The organism is Priestia sp. AB, assembly GCF_028369225.1.
In the GTDB taxonomy this organism is placed as follows: Bacteria; Bacillota; Bacilli; order Bacillales; family Bacillaceae_H; genus Priestia; species Priestia megaterium.
On sequence record NZ_JAQMYN010000006.1, the window covers coordinates 133,274 to 156,089 of the forward strand.

Sequence of the window (22,816 nt, forward strand, 5' to 3'; positions counted from 1 at the left end):
GAGATGAAACGAATGAAAACAGGAATTCATCCAAACTATAAAACAGTTATGGTTAAATGTACTTGCGGAAACGAATTTGAAAGTGGTTCTGTAAAAGAAGAGATCCGCGTTGAGACTTGTTCTGAATGTCACCCATTCTACACTGGTCGTCAAAAATTCGCTGAAGCTGGTGGCCGTGTTGATCGCTTCAACAAAAAATACGGTCTTAAATAATCACATTGTCGAAACAAACAGGCAAGTAGCTTAACTTCTTGCCTGTTTTTTTGCTTATAAAAGTAGAAAAACAGTGTCTGCTTGATAAAAAAGTGGGTACTTTATCATAGGAATAAGATCTACATAGAAGACGTAGATTAAGTTAGTAGCGGTTCGCTCAGAAACGGAACGAGAAGAAGGGAGAGTCCCGCAGTGGTGTACGTAATGAAACAAAGCGGTTGGATAGAAGTAATTTGTGGCAGTATGTTTTCAGGGAAATCAGAAGAGTTAATTCGACGTGTGCGCCGCACGCAGTTTGCTAAACAAAAAGCACAAGTGTTCAAGCCTGCAATCGATAATCGATATAGCGAAGAAGCGGTCGTTTCACATAATGGTACATCTGTTATGGCTTATTCAATCTCGGCATCGCGCGATATTTTAAAGCGAGTAGATGAAGAGACAGACGTAGTAGCGATAGATGAAGTACAGTTTTTTGACACAGATATTTTAGAAATTGTTCAATCTTTAGCGGATCAAGGCTTTCGTGTGATTGTAGCGGGGTTAGATCAAGACTTCAAAGGTGAACCTTTTGGACAAATGCCGCAGTTAATGGCTATTGCAGAGTCGGTAACAAAGCTACAGGCTGTGTGCGCTTCATGTGGCTCTCCTGCGAGCCGTACGCAGCGTTTGATTAACGGTGAGCCTGCTTCTTATGACGACCCTATTATTTTAGTCGGTGCGTCTGAATCGTACGAACCAAGATGTCGTCATTGCCACGTTGTGCAAAAGTCTAAAGGACAAGCTGTGTCTGTGGACTCAAGCGAAATGGTCGAAAAATAAAGCAAGAATTTTATGATGATAAAAACAGAACGCGCAGTTCTGTTTTTTTGTTCATATACGTGTATTAACAAGGTTTTGACTCTATTTTAAAGCTATACTATAATTACAATGTTATGGATAAAGAATGAGGTGAATGACGTGTTTGATCGTTTAGAAGCGGTAGAGGCGCGCTATGAGAAGTTAAACGAACTTCTGAGTGACCCTGAGATCGTAAACAACCCCTCTAAGTTGAGAGAATATTCGAAGGAACAATCAGATATACAACAAACGGTAGCGGCTTATCAGGAATACAAAGATGTAAAAGAGCAGTTATCAGAAGCGAAAACGATGCTTGAAGATAAGCTTGATGCAGATATGCGTGACATGGTAAAAGAAGAAATTGCCGAGTTAGAAACGCAGCAAGAAGAGCTAGTTGAAAAGCTACGTATTTTATTAATTCCAAAAGATCCAAACGATGATAAAAACGTAATCATGGAGGTTCGTGGAGCGGCTGGTGGAGATGAAGCAGCATTATTCGCAGCTAATTTGTACCGCATGTATTCGCGCTTTGCTGAATCCCAAGGCTGGAAAACAGAAGTAATGGAAGCAACGACTACTGGAGTAGGCGGTTATAAAGAAATTATCTTTATGATTAACGGTAAAGGTGCGTACTCAAAGATGAAATTTGAAAACGGTGCACACCGTGTTCAACGAGTTCCTGAAACAGAATCAGGCGGTCGTATTCATACATCTACAGCGACGGTAGCATGTCTTCCTGAAGCGGAAGAAGTCGAAGTGGACATTCATGAAAAAGACATCCGTGTAGATACATTTGCTTCAAGTGGACCTGGTGGCCAAAGTGTTAATACGACGATGTCAGCCGTTCGTTTAACGCATTTACCAACAAATACAGTGGTATCATGTCAAGATGAAAAGTCTCAAATTAAAAATAAAGAAAAAGCAATGAAAGTATTACGTGCTCGCGTGTACGATAAGTTCCAGCGAGAAGCACAAGCAGAGTACGATGCAACGCGCAAACAAGCAGTTGGATCTGGAGATCGCTCCGAGCGTATCCGTACGTATAACTTCCCGCAAAATCGCGTAACGGACCACCGTATTGGTCTGACGATTCAAAAGCTAGATCAAATCTTAGAAGGCAAGCTTGATGAAATTATCGATGCATTAGTCATGGAAGACCAAGCGCGCCGAATGGAAGATTCGAACTAATGAAAGTATTTGAAGCCCTTAAGTGGGCTTCTTCTTTTTTGAAAGAGGCAAAGCGAGATGAAAACGCGGGAGAACTCTTGCTTCGCCATCACTTGCAGATGACGAGAACTCATTTGCTAGGTGCTCTGCAGGAAGAACTAGAAGAAGAAATTCTAAAAAGATTTGAACAAGATGTCCATGCTCATAAAGCAGGTATGCCTGTACAATATCTAATCGGGACAGAAGAATTTTACGGGCGTTCATTTATTGTAAACGAACATGTATTAATTCCAAGACCCGAAACGGAAGAGCTGGTATACGGAATGATTTCTCGAATAAAAAAAGAATTTCAACACCAGCCTATTGAGCTTGTAGATATTGGAACGGGAAGTGGGGCAATTGCTATCACTTTAGCTTTGGAGCTTGACAGAGTGGAAGTTACAGCAACAGATATAGCTATAGAATCTTTAAGCGTAGCCAAAGAAAATGCTCAAAACCTGGACGCTGCTGTCATATTTATACAGGGAGATCTATTACAACCATTTTTATTATCGAATCAGAAATTTGATGTAATTGTGTCTAATCCGCCTTATATTCCAGCAGATGATGAGTTGTCCACAGTGGTAAAAGATCATGAGCCAAACCGAGCTCTTTTTGGTGGAAAAGATGGCCTGGATTTTTATCGACGTTTCATGGAAGAGTTGCCATATGTGACGAAGTCAAATAGTATTATTGGATTTGAAGTCGGGGCCGGACAGACAAAAGATGTAGCTGAGATGCTGCAAAAAACGTTTCCGACAGCTTTTGTAGAATGTGTATATGATATTAATGGAAAAGATCGAATGGTTTTTGCACAACTTCGCGAGAACTAAAAAAATCAGAGGGAATGATTTTCCCTTTGATTTTTGAAAAACATGCATTTTTTTACTAAATTACTAGTTTAAGATATCTTGCTTTCGGCCATACTGTTCCTATGAAAGGGCGGTGGCCGAAATGAAGAAATATGCTATCATTTATTTTATTTTATTAATTATTGGAGCAAATGCTCAACTTATATATACACATAACCAAGTGCAGGCAGATCAGCCTGCAGTCATTCCAGACGAGGCAATTCGACTGCGCATTTTAGCAAACAGCGACGGTGAAAAAGACCAGTACGTAAAACGTCTGATTCGTGACCGCGTGAACGAACAAATCACAGAATGGGTAAAAGATTTAACATCTGTAACTGTAGCTCGAAAAACAATTAAAGAAAATTTGCCGGCGCTTGAAACAATTGCGAAAGAAGTGCTAAAAGAAGAAGGCGTAAATGAATCTGTTCATGTTAAATTCGGAAAAGTAGAGTTTCCTACTAAGTTGTACGGTCAGTTCTTATATCCAGCAGGTGAGTATGAAGCCGTGCTTATTACTCTTGGCAAAGGAGAGGGAGCAAACTGGTGGTGCGTACTATTTCCTCCTTTATGCTTCTTAGATTTCTCAAACGGTGAAGCCGTAAAAGCGCCGGAGCCATCTGAAGAAGAGCCAAAGGAGAAAAAAGAGAAACTAGCAGCTTCTGAATCAAAATCTGCAGACAAAACAGATGACAAATCGGCTGAAAGTAAAGAACCTGCAGTGAAAACAGAAATTCAATCTGCAACTATTACATCGGATTCTATTGAGCAGAAAGCTGAGGAATCTTCTCAACCAACAGTATCTTCTACAGAAGAAATTGCAAAAGATACAAGCAGCACAGTAAAGGAAGAAACAAGTGCTAAGGCTGAAAAAAAGGAAAGTAAAGAAGCTGAAAAGTCTGTTTCATCTAAGAAAAAAGCTGATTCTAAATCAAAAGAAGATTCCGTAGAAGTTAAGTTTTTTGTAGTAGAATGGGTATCGTCAGTATTTAATTAATAGAATCATTAAAAATAAAATTCAGTTCTACTTTTTTTAATCATCTCATAGATTTGTTACTAGAAAACAAGTTGAGGTGATTAAAATGAGAGAACAATTAAAAATTGCTAGTGAAAATGATTATATTCGAATTGAGCAGTTCTTACAAAAAGCGGGCATCAGCACAGCTGGCGTGGAAGAGCATATTCATCAATTTGTCATAATGGAAAACGAAGAAGGCGAGCTGCTAGCAACAGTTGGGTTTGAAAAAGAAGGTGTGGATGGAATTCTCCGCTCCCTTGTCGTGTCTCCTTCTTTAATGCAATCTGATATTCTGCTGCTATTTAAAAGCATCGTCCAGCTGGCTCAAAAGCATGGCGTGAAGCAACTATATTTACTAACAAATAAGGCATCTTCTCTACATTTTTTTCAAATGATGAATTTTCAGCAAATATCTTACAGTGCACTGCCTGAGTTGTTAAAAGAACATTCTTATTTAAAAAAGTTACCAAACCCTCGGGATGTCTATGTGATGTTTTATGCAGCTAGTTAAAAGAAAATGTGGATAAATCATTTTAATTGGGTATCCACAATGTTATTCACAAAAACATAAGCTTTATCCACATTTTGTGGATAAAGCTTGTTTGTTGATATAATGAATGCAGGTATTTTACTATCTTTGATACATATTGTACTTTTAAAGTAAAAAAAACCTAGATATAGAAAGAAAAAGGAGTTGAAGAAGATGGAAACTAAGTTATGGGTTGTGGATAATTTTACGAACGAAAAAGATATTTGTCCACAGATAGAAGAAGCAGCAGATTTGCTGCGCAATCACGAAGTGGTTGCTTTTCCTACAGAGACGGTTTATGGACTAGGAGGAGATGCAACATCGGATAAAGCTGTGGATAAAATTTTTGCAGCGAAAGGACGTCCTAGTGATAACCCTCTTATTGTTCATATTGGAGATAAAGAGCAGCTTCATACATTTGTAGAGTCGATTCCTTCAAAAGCAGAGAAAGTGATCGATGCTTTTTGGCCGGGTCCTCTTACAGTAATATTACCCAAAAAAGATCGAGTTTCAGATAAGGTTACGGCTGGTTTAAACAGCATTGCAGTGAGAATGCCATCACATCCGGTAGCCCTCGCATTATTAAAAAAAGTGGCTTTGCCTATCGCGGCTCCTAGTGCAAACCTTTCCGGTAAGCCAAGTCCCACTCTAGCTCATCATGTGATGAATGATTTAGAAGGGCGTATTAGCGGAGTTGTAGATGGAGGAGCAACAGGGGTAGGAGTAGAGTCGACTGTCCTTGATTGTACCGAAGAGATTCCTATTATTTTACGTCCGGGCGGCATTACTCAGAAAGAGTTGGAAAATGTCATTGGTCCCGTAAAAGTAGATCGAGCGTTACTAAGTGATAAAGAAGCGCCAAAATCTCCAGGTATGAAATACACGCATTACGCACCTGATGCACCGCTTGTCATTGTTGACGGCAGTTCAGATTTTTTCCAATCTATTATCGATCGCTATAAAGATCAGGGTAAGCGAGTGGGAGTATTAACGACATCTGAACATGAAGATGCGTATAAAGCGGATGCGGTTATCACATGTGGATCTCGTTCAAATTTAGAGACGGTTGCTAGCCACTTATACGAGTCGCTTCGTTCATTTAATGAGTGTGACGTAGATGTTATCGTTAGTGAAAGTTTTTCTGAAGAAGGAGTCGGTCATGCTGTTATGAACCGATTAATGAAAGCTGCAGGACATCACGTGATTAAGCAATAAAATTCATCTTCTAAACCTTTTCGAATGTGCATATTTTGAAATAGGAGCACGTCCGAGGAGGGTAAAGATGAATGTATCTCAGTTAATTAGTGAAATGATCACGTTAGTCATTATGGCGTTTGCCTTAGGAATGGATGCTTTCTCAGTTGGTTTGGGAATGGGATTAATTCGTTTACGCTTTCGCCAAATTTTCTACATTGGTGTTGTTATCGGTGTATTTCATATTTGGATGCCGCTGTTAGGCATGTTTATTGGACGACTTTTGTCTGATAAACTTGGAATGTTTGCTACCTATGGCGGTGGAATTTTATTGTTGATTCTTGGGGCGCAGATGATTTATTCATCCTTTAAGCATGACGATACGCCGTTTATCAAACCAGTTGGCTTTGGACTGTTATTTTTTGCGCTCAGCGTGAGTCTAGATAGTTTTTCTGTTGGACTTAGCTTAGGTATTTTTGGGGCAAGAACGTTTTTGACCATTATTGTTTTTGGCGTAGTGAGTATGCTATTAACTTGGTTAGGACTGCTGCTAGGCAGAAGAGTACAAGGTTGGATTGGTTCATATAGTGAGGCACTGGGCGGGAGCATTTTATTAGCTTTTGGAATCAAATTGTTATTACCTTTTTAACTATATATAAATAGTTAAAGGATCATGACCATGCAGGTTATGGTCTTTTTTTGCTTCTTTTGGATTGTAGTGATAAAAGAAGGAAAGCGAAGTCGTTTTTTCGAGATGCATGAAGCGATAATGGATAAAAAATACCTGAAAAAGCTAACTGGATTTATGCAGGCAATAGAGATACAATAGGGTGGAATATCAACATAGTCGAACATAGTGAAAGCAAGGGAGGATGTATCTTGAAAAACATCTTATTTGTATGTACAGGAAACACGTGCCGCAGCCCTATGGCAGAAGCGTTGCTCAGAGCTAAAGAGATAGATGGAATAAACGTGAAGTCTGCAGGCGTATTCGCTTCAAATGGAAGTGAAGCTTCTGTTCATGCACAAGTTGCCCTTCACCAGAAAGGCATAGCTTGTTCTCATGCTTCGGCAGCATTAACGGAAGAACAATTGATGTGGGCTACTTATATTTTTACGATGACGGAGCAGCATAAAATGCTGATTTTGAACCAAGCTCCATACGTAAGTGATAAATTATTTACGCTAAAAGAATTTGCCGACGAGCAAGGTGAAGTATCTGATCCGTTTGGCGGATCATTACAGACGTACGAACAGACTTTAGAAGAGTTAGAGCGTATGATTAACAAAATAGTCGACAAATTATAAAAGGTCCCATAAATTTTTGCTGACTTAAAATGAACAGAAATTTAATATAAGACGAAGGTACGTATGAGGAGGAAACAAAGATGAAAGTAGCTATTGCATCTGACCACGGCGGTATAAATTTGCGACAGGAAATTATCTCTTTAATGGAAGAATTAAATATTGAATATGTGGATTTAGGGTGTGAATGCACAGCGTCCGTAGACTATCCGGATTATGCACTTCCCGTTGCTCAAAAAGTGGCGAGCCAAGAAGTAAGTCGAGGCATTCTTATTTGTGGAACAGGCATCGGTATGAGTATAGCAGCTAATAAAGTAAAAGGAATTCGCTGTGCTCTAGTGCATGATACATTTAGTGCAAAAGCGACAAGAGAACATAATGATAGCAACATTTTGGCAATGGGTGAACGTGTCATTGGGCCGGGACTTGCACGTGAAATTGCGAAAATTTGGTTAATGACAGAATTTGAAGGCGGCCGACATGAAAATCGCGTGAATAAAATTAAACAGTATGAGCAGCAAAGTGATGCAACATTAACTGTATAATGTGAACGTATTCAATGAAAGAAAGGAAGAAAAACGTGTCTGAACTTACGAAATGGAAAGAGCAGTTGGAAACAGTTTTATCTGATTTTTTAGCACAAGTGCAGTTGTCTTCAGAACATACACTTGTCATTGGATGCAGTACAAGCGAGGTAATTGGTGAAAAAATAGGAACCGCAGGCGCAATGGAAGTCGCAGAAATGATTTTTGATACACTATCAGATTTTCGAAAAAAGACGGGTGTTCACTTAGCATTTCAATGCTGTGAACATCTCAATCGAGCCCTGGTAGTAGAAAGAGAATTAGCTCGCAAAGAGCGTTTAGAAATGGTTAGTGTTGTGCCTATTCATAAAGCAGGTGGAGCGATGGCTACACAGGCCTATGGCCAGCTTAAAGATCCTGTTTTGGTGGAGTTTATTAAAGCTGATGCCGGTATTGATATTGGAGATACATTCATTGGTATGCATTTAAAGCATGTCGCAGTACCCGTTCGTTGTACGTTAAACGCAGTTGGACACGCTCATGTTACTTTAGCAAAGACGCGTCCAAAACTAATTGGTGGAATGAGAGCGTTTTACGAACTTTCGTAATTAAATATATTAAAATAATACACATTTTTTCTTTTTTATTCTAAATAAATCATGTTACAATGTAGTTGAATCAACAAATAACGAACATTGCGAATACGAAACGAGGAGAGGATTTTGATGGAGAAACAACTAATGCAACAAGATCCAGCAGTTTATAATGCGATCAAGGATGAATTACAAAGACAACGTACTAAGATTGAGCTAATTGCTTCAGAAAACTTTGTAACAACAGCGGTAATGGAAGCACAAGGTTCAGTTTTAACAAATAAATATGCTGAAGGCTATCCAGCTAAACGTTACTACGGTGGTTGTGAACATGTAGATGTAGTAGAAGACTTAGCTCGTGATCGTGCAAAAGAAATTTTCGGAGCAGAGCACGTGAATGTTCAACCTCACTCAGGTGCACAAGCAAACATGGCTGTATATTTCACAGTTTTAGAGGCTGGAGACACAGTACTTGGTATGAATTTATCGCACGGCGGTCACTTAACGCACGGAAGTCCTGTTAACTTTAGTGGTGTTCAGTACAATTTCATCGAATATGGCGTAGATCGTGAAACACATCGTATTAACTACGATGATGTATTAGAAAAAGCTCGTACACATAAACCAAAATTAATTGTGGCTGGTGCAAGCGCATATCCACGCGCAATCGACTTCAAGCGTTTCCGTGAAATCGCTGATGAAGTAGGCGCTTATTTAATGGTAGACATGGCTCACATTGCTGGTCTAGTAGCTGCAGGACTTCATCAAAATCCTGTGCCACATGCTCATTTCGTTACAACTACAACACATAAAACACTGCGCGGACCACGCGGCGGTATGATTTTATGTAAAGAAGAATTTGCGAAAAAGATTGATAAGTCAATCTTTCCTGGTATTCAAGGTGGTCCATTGATGCACGTTATCGCTGCAAAAGCAGTAGCATTTGGCGAAGCATTACAAGATGAATTTAAGCACTATGCTCAAAATATCATCGACAATGCTAATCGTTTAGCAGAAGGATTAAAGAAAGAAGGATTTGCTCTTGTATCTGAAGGAACAGACAATCACCTTGTGTTAATCGACGTAAGTTCAATGAATTTGACAGGTAAAGTAGCTGAAAAAGCACTTGATGATGTAGGTATTACAACAAACAAAAATACAATTCCTTACGATGAGCAAAGCCCATTTGTAACAAGCGGTATCCGTATTGGTACAGCTGCGGTTACAACTCGCGGATTTGGCTTAGAAGAGATGGATGAAATTGCTTCTATCATCGGATTAACGCTTAAAAATATTGAAGATGAAGAAAAGCTAGCTGAAGCTAAAACACGCGTTGAAGCTTTAACAAGCAAGTTTGAGATGTATAAATCACTTTAAGAGAGACAGGCCTTTGTGCCTGTTTTTTTATGGAGAAAGTGGTAGCAATTCAATCATTTTTTGAATAATGCTTGAACTCAAAAACTTTTTTCTGTAAAATGAATGCAATGTATAAATTTAATTAGCAAGAGATATGTTTTTACTAGTACGTACCATTCAATTCGTTGAATGGTATTTTAATGTGTACATCTTTATATATAAGGAGAGATATCAATGGGCAAAGTATACGTATTTGATCACCCGCTTATTCAACACAAATTAACTTACATACGCGATGTAAAAACGGGAACGAAAGAGTTTCGTGAATTAGTTGATGAAGTGGCAAGCTTAATGGCTTTTGAAGCGACACGTGATTTACCGCTAGAAGACGTTGAAATCGAAACACCGGTTTGTAAAACAAAGTCAAAAGTTATTGCAGGGAAAAAGCTTGGTATCGTTCCAATTCTTCGTGCTGGTATCGGCATGGTAGATGGATTTTTAAAACTAATGCCAGCTGCTAAAGTTGGACACGTTGGCTTATATCGTGATCCAGAAACATTACAGCCTGTTGAATATTATGTAAAGCTGCCTAATGATGTAGAAGAGCGTGACTTTATTGTAGTAGATCCTATGCTTGCAACAGGAGGGTCAGCTGTAGAAGCAATCAACTCTCTTAAAAAAAGAGGCGCCAAAAACATTAAATTTATGTGTTTAATTGCTGCTCCTGAAGGCGTGGAAATCGTAAAAGAAGCACACCCTGACGTAGATATTTACATTGCGGCATTAGATGAAAAGTTAAATGACCATGGATATATTGTTCCAGGTTTAGGTGATGCAGGGGATCGTTTATTCGGTACAAAATAATTTGTAGATTCGGGTGATGAACATGAAGCAGCCAATTAAAGTAATGACGATATTCGGGACAAGACCAGAAGCAATTAAAATGGCCCCTCTAGTGCTAGAGCTTAAAAAGCGACCGGAGGAGTTCGAAGCGATTGTTACGGTAACGGCTCAGCACCGTGAAATGTTAGACCAAGTATTGAGCATTTTTGACATTCAGCCTGACTATGACCTTAACATTATGAAAGATCGCCAAACTCTTATGGACGTAACGACCAGAGGATTAGAAGGTTTGGACGACGTAATGAAAAAAGTAAAGCCGGACATCGTACTTGTACACGGCGATACAACTACGACGTTTATTGCCGGACTAGCAGCTTTTTATAATCAAATTCAGGTGGGACATGTTGAAGCAGGTTTGCGCACATGGAATAAATATTCTCCATATCCGGAAGAAATGAACCGTCAGCTTACAGGCGTTCTCGCTGATTTGCACTTTGCTCCGACAGATAAGTCTGCAGCTAATTTGCAAGCAGAGAATAAAAAAGAAGAGCGAATCTTTGTGACTGGAAACACAGCTATCGATGCGTTAAAAACGACAGTAAAAGAAACATATGAGCATGAAGTGTTAACGAAATTGGGAGATGATCGTCTTATTTTATTAACGGCGCATCGCCGCGAAAATTTAGGCCAACCAATGAAAAACATGTTCCATGCTGTTAAACGTATTGTGGATGAACATGAAGATGTGCAAGTTGTGTATCCTGTTCATTTGAATCCGGTAGTTAGAGAAACAGCAAACGATATCTTAGGAAATGACCCACGCATTCATTTAATTGAACCGTTAGATGTAATTGACTTCCATAACTTCGCTGAGCGCGCTCATATTATTTTGACAGATTCGGGCGGTGTTCAAGAAGAAGCTCCTTCATTAGGCGTACCTGTATTGGTACTTCGTGATACAACAGAGCGACCGGAAGGAATTGAAGCAGGAACGCTCAAGCTAGCAGGAACGGAAGAAGAAACAATTTATACGCTAGCAAAAGAGCTGTTAATAGATGAGGACGTATATAAGCAAATGTCACAAGCATCGAATCCTTACGGAGATGGCTTAGCTTCTAAACGTATTTGTGATGCTATTAGCTACTATTTTAACCGCCGTGAAAACAGACCGGAAGCTTTTAATCCGCTTTCGTAAGATTTCTAAACACCTTTCACATGAAAAGTGTCTCTTTGAGACACGATAGTGTGAGAGGTGTTTTTTTATGTGGATTAAATGGTTAATGATTAGCTTTATATTAGGGAGCGGGGGAGGGAAAATGTCCCTCAATCCGACATTTCCTTCTATAAAACAAGAAATGAATCATCAGGAAAAATCAATAATTGTCATGGTTGAAAAAGAAAAATTCGCGGAATTTAAAAGTCAGCTACAAAAAAATTATCCTAATATAAAGATTAAGAGCGAATTTCACACGGTATTTAGAGGGCTTTCATTAAATGGCTCCATCTCGGATTTGGAAAAACTATCTCATAATCCTTCTATTATTGGTTCACATTCTATTAAAAACTACCAGGTTGCAGAAGAAAATAGCGTAACCTTCATTGGCTCAGAACAGGTAAGAGGCTTATTTGATACTTATAATCAGCGCTTAACAGGAAAAGGGATCAAAGTAGGCGTCATCGATACGGGTGTTGATTATTCTCATCCCGATTTAAAACAAACCTACAGGGGAGGGTATGATGTAATAGATAAAGATTATGAGCCGATGGAAACCACTCGGGAGCAAGGAGAGCCTACTCTGCATGGCACTCATGTAGCTGGTATTATTGCAGCAAATGGAAATATTAAAGGTGTAGCACCTCAAGCGGAGATCTACGCATACCGAGCTCTTGGACCTGGTGGAGCTGGAACGTCTGAAAGTGTTATTCTAGCTATCGAAAAAGCAATTCAAGATGATGTAGATATTATTAATTTATCATTAGGAAATGATGTGAATGGCCCTGATTTACCAACAAGCTTAGCATTAGATCGAGCTGTTGAAAAAGGAATTGTAACGGTTACATCCAGCGGCAATTCAGGTCCAGGTTTATGGACCGTGGGCTCTCCAGGTACAGCGGGAAAAGCTATTTCGGTTGGCGCTTCTGTTTCCCCGACAACAGTTCAATTTCTAACAATTGGATTTAACAAAGAAAAAATTATGATGGCTCCAGTAGAAGGGTCTCGTCCATGGACGTTTAATCAAACGCTGCGTGTAATAAATGAAGAATACTTCAAAGAGCAAAAGCATGCGTTGGGTAACGTCATTTTGCTAAAAGCAGAAGGAAATACCGTTGAAAAAAAGATTAAACAAGCTGAACAGGCAGGAGCAAAAGCCGTTATTTTATATAGCCCGACTGAAAAAAGCATAATCGGTAAACTACAAGAGTCAGTAAATATTCCAGTGATATGGATAAGTAAAAAAAACGGTGATACCATTAATCAATACATTCAGTCTCAACAGCCATACTTACGCACTGGCAAGCAAGTGGTGCAAGACTTGCTCACATCTTTCAGTTCAAGAGGACCTGTAACGACTACTTGGGGAATCAAGCCGGACGTCGTCGCACCTGGTTATTTCATTAATAGTACAGTTCCCGGCGGATATGAACGCATGCATGGAACAAGTATGGCTGCGCCCCATGTAGCTGGAGCGTGCGCTCTTATTTTACAAGCTCACCCGAACTGGTCTCCTGAACAAGTCAAAGCTTCATTGATGAACACAAGTAAAGTAATGCAGCAGCTAAATGGTCAAACGTATCGCGTATATGAACAAGGAGCTGGGAGAATTCAAATAGCAAAAGCTGTCACAGCAGACTCTTTATTTTATCCATCTTCTTTATCTTTCGGTATTTTTACGCGCCCATCAAAGAAAGTCTTATCATTTAAAATTGATAACCAGTCTGATAAAGCAAAAACGTATCGCTTAAACGTTCCGAGAAGGGATGAAGGAGTGAACTGGGATGTTCCATTACCCGTCACGGTGCAGCCCCATCAGACAAAAGAAATAGCTGTCACTTTATCGGTGCAGCCCCGTTTTAAAAATAAAGGTATATATGACGGATATTTGGAAATAAATGATTCACGTGAAACATTTTCGCTTCCTTATATGTACATGGTTAGCATTCCAGATTATCCCCGTGTCATGGGATTGCAAGTAGCAGCGGAAAAAGAGAAAAATACGTATAGCTATGAACTGTTTTTGCCCGAAGGAGCAGATGAGTTAGGCGTTGCTCTTTTTGATAAGCAGTCCTTACAGTTTATATCGTATTTAGATGTTGACGTTGATGTAGAAAGAGGCATGAGAAAACGGAAAATAACGATCGATGAATCGCTTGTACCGGGGGCATACCAAATATTTGCATTTGTGAAAAAGCATAGACAAGAGCAGGTTGTACACAGTACAATAACGATTGAATGAACCTCTTTAAATGTTTTCATTTGAAGAGGTTTTATGTGTGGCAGAAATGTGAACAATAAGAAGAGATTGTGAAGTTTTTAGCTTAAACACATTGACATTAAATATACGCTATTGTATGCTTACAGGGAATATAAATGATAAGGTTTTCAACCTGTGAAAACCGTTGATATTTCTGCGTATTTTATTAGCTGTTTTTACCTTTTTTAGCAATTTTTTTTGCCTTTCTATCATATATTGAGCTATAAAAACGATAGAGAATTCGGAAAAAAGAAAATTTTGCAAAAGGGGTATGAGCTTATGAAAGATCGCAACCGTCATCCTTTGCAAGCGATGGCATTAGTGTCAATCATTCTATCACAGTTAGCAGGTTCAGTCTTAATTGGCTTATTCTCTGGAAGATGGGCTGATCAATGGCTTGACACCGAACCACTATTTTTGATTTTAGGCCTTCTTTCAGGGCTAGCAGCAGGTGTTTTTATGATGCTGCGGACAGTCCACCATTTTTTTTCAGGAGATTAATAATTCATGCAGGATTTGCAGCACGTTTTTCCAAGACTTCGTTCATACATATTGTATTTGTTAGCATTATACGTTCTCGGCTGGGGATTTACAAGTTATAAGGCTGTTTTTGCAGGTTTAATTTTAGGAACCGCCCTGAGTTTGTATAATTTGTGGAACTTAGTAAGAAAGTTTGAGCAGTTTGGACAGGCGTTGGATGAGGGGAAAAAGCCCCGTTCAATTGGGACTGTTGTAAGATTTGCAACAGCTGCTCTCGCAGTTGTGATTACCATCTCTTATCCAAAAACCTTTCATATTATTAGTGTAGTTGTGGGATTAATGACGTATTATGTTGTCATTATCATAGATTTAGTTGTTCAAAATATGCGTAGAAGATAGAAAGAGAGGTGAACACAGTTGGGTCATGAATCACCAACTATAGAGTTTCTAGGCCTTACTTTTAGTCAAAGTAACTTGCTTATGGTTACCGTAGCTTCTGTTATTGTATTCTTAATTGCAGTTTTATGTACTCGTACTCTTGCTATGAAGCCAAGCGGTGCACAAAACTTTATTGAATGGGTCTTAGATTTTGTTAAAGGACTCGTTAATAGCAATATGGATTGGAAAACAGGTGGCCGCTTTTTGACGCTAGGTGTAACTTTACTTATGTACATTTTTGTGTCAAATATGTTGGGTCTTCCATTTGCCATCGTGATTGACCATAACTTATGGTGGAAATCGCCAACCGCTGATCCAGCAATTACGCTGACGTTAGCCGTTATGGTAGTTGTACTATCACATTATTATGGTATTAAAATGCGAGGTTTCTCTGCATACACGAAAGATTACTTCAAGCCAATGGCATTTTTATTCCCGCTTAAGATTATCGAGGAGTTTGCCAATACGTTAACGCTTGGCCTTCGTCTTTACGGTAATATTTATGCTGGGGAAATTTTGTTAAGCTTGCTAGCTGGTTTAGCAACAACAGGCTTCCTAGGTACAATTGGAGCTGCTATTCCAATGCTTTTATGGCAAGGATTCAGTATTTTTGTAGGCGCAATTCAGGCCTTCATTTTCACAATGTTAACGATGGTTTATTTATCTCACAAAGTGAGTAGCGACCATTAATTTATAAAGCTTTGTTCAAGTAATACCCAATTTGGACAAAACAAAACTTAGTTAAACAAAATCATATATATTAAGGGAGGACTTTATAAAATGGGTTTAATAGCATCTGCAATTGCGATTGGTTTAGCGGCACTAGGTGCTGGTATTGGTAACGGTCTTATCGTTTCTAAGACGATTGAAGGCACAGCTCGCCAACCAGAAGCACGTGGTACATTAACTTCAATGATGTTCGTTGGGGTTGCCTTAGTTGAGGCGCTTCCAATTATCGCCGTAGTTATTGCATTCATGGTACAAGGTAAATAATAATGTGTTACATGTGGCGAAGATCATTCAAAAGAACCTTCGCCATTACTTTATGTCTTTAATAAGTAAATTATATATGTGGAGTCTCTGAAGGGAGTGAACATGGCCGTGTCGAACATGTTTGTGTTAGGAGCAGCAGGCATTAATGGTGGAGATATTCTTTTCCAATTAGTGATGTTCCTTATCCTACTTGCGTTACTTCAAAAATTCGCGTTTGGTCCTGTAATGGGAATCATGAAAAAACGTGAAGAGCATATTGCCGGTGAGATTGATGAAGCAGAAAAGCAAAATGAGGAAGCGAAGAAGCTTGTTGAAGAGCAACGTGAAATCTTAAAGCAATCTCGTCAAGAAGTGCAAGTAATGATGGAAAACGCTAGAAAGTCTGCAGAAGATAAAAAAGAAGAAATCATTGCGGCAGCACGCGAAGAGTCTGAGCGTCTAAAAGCTGCAGCAAAACAAGAAATCGAACAGCAAAAAGATCAAGCAGTTGCTGCGTTACGTGAGCAAGTTGCTTCATTATCTGTTTTAATTGCGTCGAAAGTTATTGAAAAAGAACTTTCTGAACAAGATCAAGAGAAGTTAATTCATGAATATATCCAAGAAGTAGGGGATGTACGATGAGTCAACCAGCTGTAGCCAAACGCTATGCACTAGCTCTTTTTCAATTAGCAACAGAAAAACAGATGATCGATGAAATGCAAGACCAGCTACAAATCGTTGAAGAGGTGTTTGCTAAAACACCTGAATTAATGGATGTATTAACTCATCCAAAAATTACAATTGAGCGAAAAAAACAGTTTGTAAGTGAGGCATTTGCTGAACTTTCACCAACTGTTCAACATACGGTTCTTCTATTATTAGAGCGTCACCGCATTCAAATTGTTAGCGAAATGGTAAAAGAGTATCGTTTCCTAGCGAACGAAGTACGTGGCGTGGCAGATGCAACTGTTTATTCTGTCAAACCTTTAAGTGCAGATGAGAAAAGAGCAATCTCACAATCATTTGCTTCTAAAGTTGGAAAACATACGTTAAATATTTCAAATATAGTAGATAAAAGCCTAATCGGCGGCGTGAAGCTTCGCATTGGTAATCGTATCTATGATGGCAGCATTAGCAGCAAATTAGAAACGATCCACCGAGGACTTCTTGCACACAGATCGTAGATAGGGGTGAAATTCATGAGCATCAAAGCTGAAGAAATTAGTGCGCTGATCAAGCAGCAAATTGAAAACTATCAGTCTGAGATTAAAGTGAGTGATGTAGGTACTGTTATCCAAGTTGGGGACGGTATCGCACGTGCTCATGGCCTCGACAATGTCATGGCTGGAGAACTGGTTGAATTTTCAAATGGTGTCATGGGAATGGCACAAAACTTAGAAGAAAACAATGTAGGTATCATTATTTTAGGACCATATACGGAAATTCGTGAAGGTGACGAAGTTCGCCGTACAGGACGTATCATGGAAGTTCCAGTAGGGGAGCAGTTAATCGGTCGTGTTGTTAACTCATTAGGTCAGCCAGTAGACGGCTTAGGCCCTGTAGAAACAACAAAAACACGTCCAATTGAAGGTGCTGCACCTGGCGTTATGGATCGTAAATCAGTACATGAGCCGCTTCAAACAGGTATCAAGGCGATTGACGCACTTGTGCCGATCGGTCGTGGACAGCGTGAGTTAATTATCGGTGACCGTCAAACGGGTAAAACATCGGTAGCAATCGATACAATCTTAAACCAAAAAGATCAAGATATGGTATGTATCTATGTAGCGATTGGCCAAAAAGAATCAACAGTCCGTAACGTAGTAGAGACATTACGTAAACACGGTGCTCTAGATTACACAATCGTTGTAACAGCATCAGCTTCACAACCAGCTCCACTATTATTCTTAGCGCCATATGCTGGGGTAACAATGGGTGAAGAGTTTATGTATAACGGTAAGCACGTACTTGTTATTTACGATGACTTAACAAAACAAGCATCAGCTTATCGTGAACTTTCATTACTATTACGCCGTCCTCCAGGTCGTGAAGCGTATCCAGGGGATGTATTCTACCTGCACTCTCGTTTATTAGAGCGTGCGGCAAAGTTATCGGACGCAAAAGGTGGAGGTTCATTAACAGCTCTTCCATTTATTGAAACGCAAGCAGGAGACGTATCTGCTTATATCCCAACGAACGTAATTTCGATTACAGACGGACAAATTTTCTTACAGTCAGATCTATTCTTCTCAGGCGTGCGTCCTGCGATTAATGCTGGTCTTTCTGTATCACGTGTAGGGGGATCTGCACAAATTAAAGCGATGAAAAAGGTAGCAGGTACACTGCGTCTAGACCTTGCATCTTATCGTGAGCTTGAATCGTTTGCTCAGTTCGGTTCTGATCTTGACCAAGCAACTCAAGCAAAATTAAATCGAGGAGCGCGTACAGTTGAAATCTTAAAACAAGGTTTACACAAACCGCTTCGCGTAGAAAAACAAGTAGCTGTGCTTTACGCATTAACAAAAGGCTTCTTAGATGATGTTCCGGTATCAGATATTACGCGCTTTGAAGACGAGTACTTAACATGGTTAGAGTCAAACCGTAAAGAAGTACTTGAATCAATCCGTACAACTGGTGGACTTCCTGAAGCTGGCGTATTCGAATCAGCACTTGAAGAATTCAAGAAAACATTTATTGCATCTGAATAATATATTGTCAGCATGGTATGTTAAGACAATCTTTCAATAAGGTGAAGGTGAACATTTGTTCACCTTTCATACCACGTGATCTTCTAAAACAAGGTGGTGAAACCTTTGGCATCATTACGTGATATACAAACTCGAATCACATCGACGAAAAAAACGAGCCAGATTACGAAAGCAATGGAAATGGTTTCAGCTGCAAAGCTGAATAGAGCGGAACAAAATGCAAAATCGTTTGTTCCATACATGGAAAAAATTCAAGAAGTAGTCTCAAGCGTAGCCCTAGGCAGCAGAGGCGCTTCACATCCAATGCTAACTGCGCGCAATGTGAAGAAGACTGGTTACATCGTAATCACTTCAGATCGCGGTCTAGCAGGAGCATATAACAGTAATATTTTGCGAAAAGTATCTCAAGCTATTGAAGAACGCCATCAATCACCTGATGAATACGGTGTGATTGCAATTGGACGAGTAGGGAGAGATTTCTTCGTGAAACGCGGCATTCCGGTTTTGCTTGAAATCACAGGCTTAGCAGATCAGCCAGCTTTTGCTGACATTCAAGGAATCGCTTCACAAACAGTTCAAATGTTTGCAGACGGTACGTTTGATGAACTTTACTTATACTACAATCACTTTATCAATACGATTTCACAAGAAGTGACGGAGAAGAAGCTATTGCCTCTAACAGATCTTCAACCTTCTGGTAAACTTGTTGGTTATGAATTTGAACCATCACAAGAAGAGATTTTAGAAGTATTACTTCCTCAGTATGCAGAGAGTTTAATTTACGGCGGCCTACTTGATGGAAAAGCAAGTGAGCATGCTGCTCGTATGACAGCGATGAAAAGTGCAACAGACAACGCAAAAGATCTTATCAATAATCTTACATTGTCATATAACCGTGCACGTCAAGCGGCAATTACCCAGGAAATTACGGAAATTGTTGGCGGAGCGGCAGCGTTAGAATAGAAAGTTTAATGGAAAAGCAAGTTAGGAGGGAACACGATGACAAAAGGACGCGTTACTCAAATCATGGGTCCAGTTGTAGACGTAAAGTTTGACAACGGACACCTTCCGGCAATTTATAACGCCCTTAAAATTTCACATAAACCGAGCAGTGCAAGTGAAGTTGCAATCGAATTAACATTAGAAGTTGCGATTCACTTAGGTGATAACACAGTTCGTACAGTAGCAATGTCATCCACTGACGGCTTAGTTCGTGGATTAGAAGTAGAAGATACAGGTGCAGCAATCTCAGTACCAGTTGGTGACGTTACGTTAGGTCGTGTATTTAACGTATTAGGTGAAAAAATCGACTTAGACGCCCCAATCGATGCAGGTGCACGTCGTGATCCAATCCACCGTCAAGCACCAAAGTTCGAAAATCTATCTACACAAGCTGAAATTCTTGAAACAGGTATTAAAGTAGTAGACTTATTAGCTCCTTACATTAAAGGTGGAAAAATCGGTCTATTCGGTGGTGCCGGTGTAGGTAAAACAGTATTAATTCAAGAATTAATCAATAACATTGCTCAAGAGCACGGCGGTATTTCAGTATTCGCTGGTGTAGGTGAGCGTACGCGTGAAGGTAATGACTTATACCATGAAATGACAGATTCTGGTGTTATTAAGAAGACGGCTATGGTATTTGGACAAATGAATGAGCCACCTGGTGCACGTCAACGTGTTGCATTAACAGGATTAACAATGGCAGAATACTTCCGTGACGAACAAGGTCAAGACGTATTATTCTTTATTGATAATATCTTCCGTTTCACACAGGCGGGTTCAGAAGTATCAGCATTACTTGGCCGTATGCCATCAGCAGTAGGTTATCAGCCAACATTAGCGACAGAAATGGGTCAGCTTCAAGAGCGTATTACGTCAACAAGCGTAGGTTCTGTAACATCGATTCAAGCGATTTATGTACCAGCCGATGACTATACGGATCCAGCTCCAGCGACAACATTTGCTCACTTAGATGCAACAACAAACTTAGAGCGTAAATTATCAGAGATGGGTATTTACCCTGCGGTAGATCCATTAGCATCTACATCTCGCGCTTTATCTCCTGAAATTGTTGGAGAAGAGCACTATGCAATTGCGCGTCAAGTTCAACAAACGTTACAGCGTTATAAAGAGTTACAAGATATCATTGCAATCCTAGGTATGGATGAGTTATCTGATGAAGATAAACTTGTTGTACAACGTGCTCGTCGCGTTCAATTCTTCTTATCTCAAAACTTCCACGTAGCAGAACAATTTACAGGTCAAAAAGGTTCTTATGTTCCTGTAAAAGAAACTGTTAAAGGATTTAAAGAGATCTTGGAAGGTAAATACGATCATTTACCTGAAGATGCGTTCCGTTTAGTTGGTCGCATTGAAGAAGTTATTGAAAATGCGAAACGTATGGGAGTAGAAGTTTAATTTAAGGGACATAGGAGGTTTTTTAAATGAAGACAATCCATGTCAGTGTAGTGACTCCTGATGGCCCAGTTTACGAATCAGAAGTGGAAATGGTAAGTACCCGAGCACAGAGTGGTGAGCTTGGTATTTTACATGGCCATATTCCGATGGTTGCTCCTTTACAAATTGGAGCCGTCCGCTTGAAGAAAGCAAGCAGTACAGAACTTGTGGCTGTTAGCGGAGGATTTCTTGAAGTAAGACCTGACAAAGTAACAATTCTTGCACAGGCTGCTGAAACAGCTGAAGAGATTGACATAGCTCGTGCAGAAGAAGCGAAAAAGCGCGCTGAAATGCGCCTTGATAGCAAACAAGATGACGTTGATGTTAAGCGTGCTGAAATTGCCTTAAAACGGGCAGTCAATCGTTTAGATATTAGTCAACGTAAGTTCTAAAAAAAGCCCTCTCAAACGAATGAGAGGGCTTTTTTGCTCTATTATACAAAAAGGGAAGAGCAAATAGCATTGATCTATGATTATATATTCCATTTAACTAAGCGCCTCTATCTTCTTTATTTTGCTCAATAGTGGAAAAGGATCTTAAAATAGGGAATAAAATAAATGTTTTTCATGTTACCGTTTACGAATTTGCATAAGTGTGCTTTAATATGAAAAGAAGAGACGATGATCGTCTCTTCTTTTCATATGGTGTTTAAAAGGAGTGCTTTTATTGTTTGGAGGAATTGAACAGCAAACGTTACTAACCATGATTTCACATTTGATTTTTATTGTGATTACTTGGTATGCTTTACAAGGCTTTCAAATTGAAAAGCTGATGAAACCTAATCATGTGTTTCAAGCAAAATTAATGCTTATTTTATTGACCATTATGATTTCATCAACAGTAAGTAATTTCTTTTTGGATTATTTATTTTGGTCACAGCGCATTCCCTCATTTTTTCAATGATTGGCAAGCTATGAGTCTATGATAAAATAGACGTTCATTCATTGAAGATATACGAATTTATACGCTAATGTATGTCGCTATGTCTAAATATGACGACCCTTTTCATGTATGTATCATCGCCTTCTGGAAAGACTGATGAGTACGGAGAGGGAGTGGCGAAATGTTTAAAAAAATTAGTGTCTTTTTGGCTATTTTCATTACTGGCTTATTCGTATATCATGGAAGTTATGTGAGCAATGCCCAAAACAATGAAACTACTATTGAGAAGATTGTTCACACCTTAAATAAGCAGCATGTTTCGTTAACTGAAGTATCGTTGTATGCAAGAGAAGAAGTAAAAGCTGTTACTGACCAAAAAACCTTTTATTCGCAAGCTAAAAGTATTAAAAGTAATTTTAGAGGTTTTAAATGGGAAGTGAAGAGGGAAAGAGACCTATGGAAAGCAATAGGTACACGCAAAAGTGAAGATGTGAACGAAGTCATTCTGTTAACTTATGCGATCGATGAACACAGCAATGCGTACATATCGTATCATGTAACGGGACAAGGTTTGAAAGAAAAAAATATGACCCATTTTCAAAATGTATTTCAGACAAATTATGAAAAAATTTTCCTATCAGAACCCATAATTTTCTCTTGTGCAACTGGGGAAATCAATGATAAGATGGAAAGTGTTTTGTCTGTTGAAATTCAAGACCTATTACGAGCTTTCAATGCTAAACCAGTGGAATCTCTAGTGGAAGAGTCATTTACCTCTGTTTCAGCATATACTGGACTGTGGAAAGAAGCTCTTCAAACGAAAAAGCAGGAAATGAACTTACAAATTGCATTACGCAAGACAAGAATGGGCGGTCAAACAACCATAGTTGTTGGCACACCTATCATTACGTCTGAATATTAATATAGAGAAAAT

General features: G+C 39.3%; 27 protein-coding genes. All 27 read left to right on the plus strand.

Going from position 1 to position 22,816, the window contains the following annotated elements; genetic code table 11:
• Positions 1-12 precede the first annotated feature (12 nt).
• The 27 genes from rpmE to POF52_RS19025 all read left to right on the plus strand — a co-directional run bounded on the left by rpmE (position 13) and on the right by POF52_RS19025 (position 22,804).
• Positions 13-213 (plus strand): 50S ribosomal protein L31, encoded by a 201-nt coding sequence (gene rpmE / locus POF52_RS18895; RefSeq protein WP_013085477.1) that lies wholly within the window; start codon positions 13-15, stop codon positions 211-213.
• 204 nt (positions 214-417) lie between these two features.
• A complete protein-coding gene (locus POF52_RS18900; RefSeq protein ID WP_226897604.1) occupies positions 418-1,032 on the plus strand; it encodes a thymidine kinase in 615 nt (204 codons plus the stop codon).
• Between the two features lie 138 nt (positions 1,033-1,170).
• Positions 1,171-2,238: a peptide chain release factor 1 gene (prfA, locus tag POF52_RS18905; protein WP_013059820.1), complete on the plus strand. Its 1,068-nt coding sequence runs from the start codon at positions 1,171-1,173 to the stop codon at positions 2,236-2,238.
• A complete protein-coding gene (prmC, locus tag POF52_RS18910) occupies positions 2,238-3,089 on the plus strand; it encodes a peptide chain release factor N(5)-glutamine methyltransferase (protein ID WP_074896253.1) in 852 nt (283 codons plus the stop codon). The genes prfA and prmC overlap by 1 nt, the downstream gene beginning before the upstream one ends.
• Before the next feature lie 121 nt (positions 3,090-3,210).
• Positions 3,211-4,104, plus strand: a complete 894-nt coding sequence (gene spoIIR, locus POF52_RS18915; RefSeq protein ID WP_271994082.1) for a stage II sporulation protein R — start codon at positions 3,211-3,213, stop codon at positions 4,102-4,104.
• Positions 4,105-4,189: 85 nt separating this feature from the next.
• Entirely contained in the window at positions 4,190-4,636 is a 447-nt protein-coding gene (locus POF52_RS18920) for a GNAT family N-acetyltransferase (protein ID WP_013085472.1), read from the plus strand.
• A 192-nt stretch (positions 4,637-4,828) separates the two neighbouring features.
• Positions 4,829-5,869 (plus strand): L-threonylcarbamoyladenylate synthase, encoded by a 1,041-nt coding sequence (locus tag POF52_RS18925; protein WP_271994084.1) that lies wholly within the window; start codon positions 4,829-4,831, stop codon positions 5,867-5,869.
• A 67-nt stretch (positions 5,870-5,936) separates the two neighbouring features.
• Complete coding sequence (locus POF52_RS18930; protein WP_013085470.1) at positions 5,937-6,497, plus strand: manganese efflux pump MntP; 561 nt, start codon at positions 5,937-5,939, stop codon at positions 6,495-6,497.
• A gap of 230 nt (positions 6,498-6,727) precedes the next feature.
• Positions 6,728-7,156 carry a low molecular weight protein arginine phosphatase gene (locus tag POF52_RS18935; protein WP_271994087.1) on the plus strand — a complete coding sequence of 143 codons (429 nt, stop codon included), beginning with the start codon at positions 6,728-6,730 and terminating at the stop codon, positions 7,154-7,156.
• Positions 7,157-7,236: 80 nt separating this feature from the next.
• Entirely contained in the window at positions 7,237-7,698 is a 462-nt protein-coding gene (gene rpiB, locus POF52_RS18940) for a ribose 5-phosphate isomerase B (protein WP_013085468.1), read from the plus strand.
• Between the two features lie 35 nt (positions 7,699-7,733).
• Entirely contained in the window at positions 7,734-8,285 is a 552-nt protein-coding gene (locus tag POF52_RS18945) for a TIGR01440 family protein (protein ID WP_016765924.1), read from the plus strand.
• 117 nt (positions 8,286-8,402) lie between these two features.
• The gene (gene glyA, locus POF52_RS18950; RefSeq protein WP_013059811.1) at positions 8,403-9,647 is read left to right on the plus strand and encodes a serine hydroxymethyltransferase; all 1,245 of its coding nucleotides are present in this window, start codon (positions 8,403-8,405) and stop codon (positions 9,645-9,647) included.
• A gap of 213 nt (positions 9,648-9,860) precedes the next feature.
• A complete protein-coding gene (gene upp, locus POF52_RS18955; protein WP_013059810.1) occupies positions 9,861-10,490 on the plus strand; it encodes a uracil phosphoribosyltransferase in 630 nt (209 codons plus the stop codon).
• Between the two features lie 22 nt (positions 10,491-10,512).
• Entirely contained in the window at positions 10,513-11,664 is a 1,152-nt protein-coding gene (gene wecB / locus POF52_RS18960; RefSeq protein WP_271994092.1) for a non-hydrolyzing UDP-N-acetylglucosamine 2-epimerase, read from the plus strand.
• Positions 11,665-11,731: 67 nt separating this feature from the next.
• Positions 11,732-13,924, plus strand: coding sequence for a S8 family serine peptidase (locus POF52_RS18965; protein ID WP_271994094.1), 2,193 nt, complete (start codon positions 11,732-11,734; stop codon positions 13,922-13,924).
• 297 nt (positions 13,925-14,221) lie between these two features.
• Positions 14,222-14,443 carry an AtpZ/AtpI family protein gene (locus tag POF52_RS18970; protein ID WP_013085464.1) on the plus strand — a complete coding sequence of 74 codons (222 nt, stop codon included), beginning with the start codon at positions 14,222-14,224 and terminating at the stop codon, positions 14,441-14,443.
• A 6-nt stretch (positions 14,444-14,449) separates the two neighbouring features.
• Positions 14,450-14,821, plus strand: a complete 372-nt coding sequence (locus tag POF52_RS18975) for an ATP synthase subunit I (protein WP_013059806.1) — start codon at positions 14,450-14,452, stop codon at positions 14,819-14,821.
• An 18-nt stretch (positions 14,822-14,839) separates the two neighbouring features.
• The gene (gene atpB, locus POF52_RS18980; protein ID WP_013059805.1) at positions 14,840-15,550 is read left to right on the plus strand and encodes a F0F1 ATP synthase subunit A; all 711 of its coding nucleotides are present in this window, start codon (positions 14,840-14,842) and stop codon (positions 15,548-15,550) included.
• A 90-nt stretch (positions 15,551-15,640) separates the two neighbouring features.
• Positions 15,641-15,853: a F0F1 ATP synthase subunit C gene (gene atpE / locus POF52_RS18985; protein ID WP_013059804.1), complete on the plus strand. Its 213-nt coding sequence runs from the start codon at positions 15,641-15,643 to the stop codon at positions 15,851-15,853.
• A gap of 102 nt (positions 15,854-15,955) precedes the next feature.
• Positions 15,956-16,474 (plus strand): F0F1 ATP synthase subunit B, encoded by a 519-nt coding sequence (locus tag POF52_RS18990; protein WP_013085463.1) that lies wholly within the window; start codon positions 15,956-15,958, stop codon positions 16,472-16,474.
• On the plus strand, positions 16,471-17,016 hold the full coding sequence (locus tag POF52_RS18995; RefSeq protein WP_013059802.1) for a F0F1 ATP synthase subunit delta: 546 nt from the start codon (positions 16,471-16,473) through the stop codon (positions 17,014-17,016). The genes POF52_RS18990 and POF52_RS18995 overlap by 4 nt, the downstream gene beginning before the upstream one ends.
• Before the next feature lie 15 nt (positions 17,017-17,031).
• Positions 17,032-18,540 (plus strand): F0F1 ATP synthase subunit alpha, encoded by a 1,509-nt coding sequence (gene atpA / locus POF52_RS19000; RefSeq protein WP_013085461.1) that lies wholly within the window; start codon positions 17,032-17,034, stop codon positions 18,538-18,540.
• A 105-nt stretch (positions 18,541-18,645) separates the two neighbouring features.
• A complete protein-coding gene (locus POF52_RS19005; protein WP_271994099.1) occupies positions 18,646-19,503 on the plus strand; it encodes a F0F1 ATP synthase subunit gamma in 858 nt (285 codons plus the stop codon).
• Between the two features lie 36 nt (positions 19,504-19,539).
• Positions 19,540-20,961, plus strand: coding sequence for a F0F1 ATP synthase subunit beta (gene atpD / locus POF52_RS19010; protein WP_013059799.1), 1,422 nt, complete (start codon positions 19,540-19,542; stop codon positions 20,959-20,961).
• 26 nt (positions 20,962-20,987) lie between these two features.
• Complete coding sequence (locus POF52_RS19015; protein WP_013085460.1) at positions 20,988-21,392, plus strand: F0F1 ATP synthase subunit epsilon; 405 nt, start codon at positions 20,988-20,990, stop codon at positions 21,390-21,392.
• 274 nt (positions 21,393-21,666) lie between these two features.
• The gene (locus tag POF52_RS19020; RefSeq protein ID WP_271994102.1) at positions 21,667-21,903 is read left to right on the plus strand and encodes a DUF1146 family protein; all 237 of its coding nucleotides are present in this window, start codon (positions 21,667-21,669) and stop codon (positions 21,901-21,903) included.
• Between the two features lie 160 nt (positions 21,904-22,063).
• Complete coding sequence (locus tag POF52_RS19025; RefSeq protein ID WP_013059796.1) at positions 22,064-22,804, plus strand: YwmB family TATA-box binding protein; 741 nt, start codon at positions 22,064-22,066, stop codon at positions 22,802-22,804.
• The last annotated feature ends 12 nt before the right edge of the window (positions 22,805-22,816 follow it).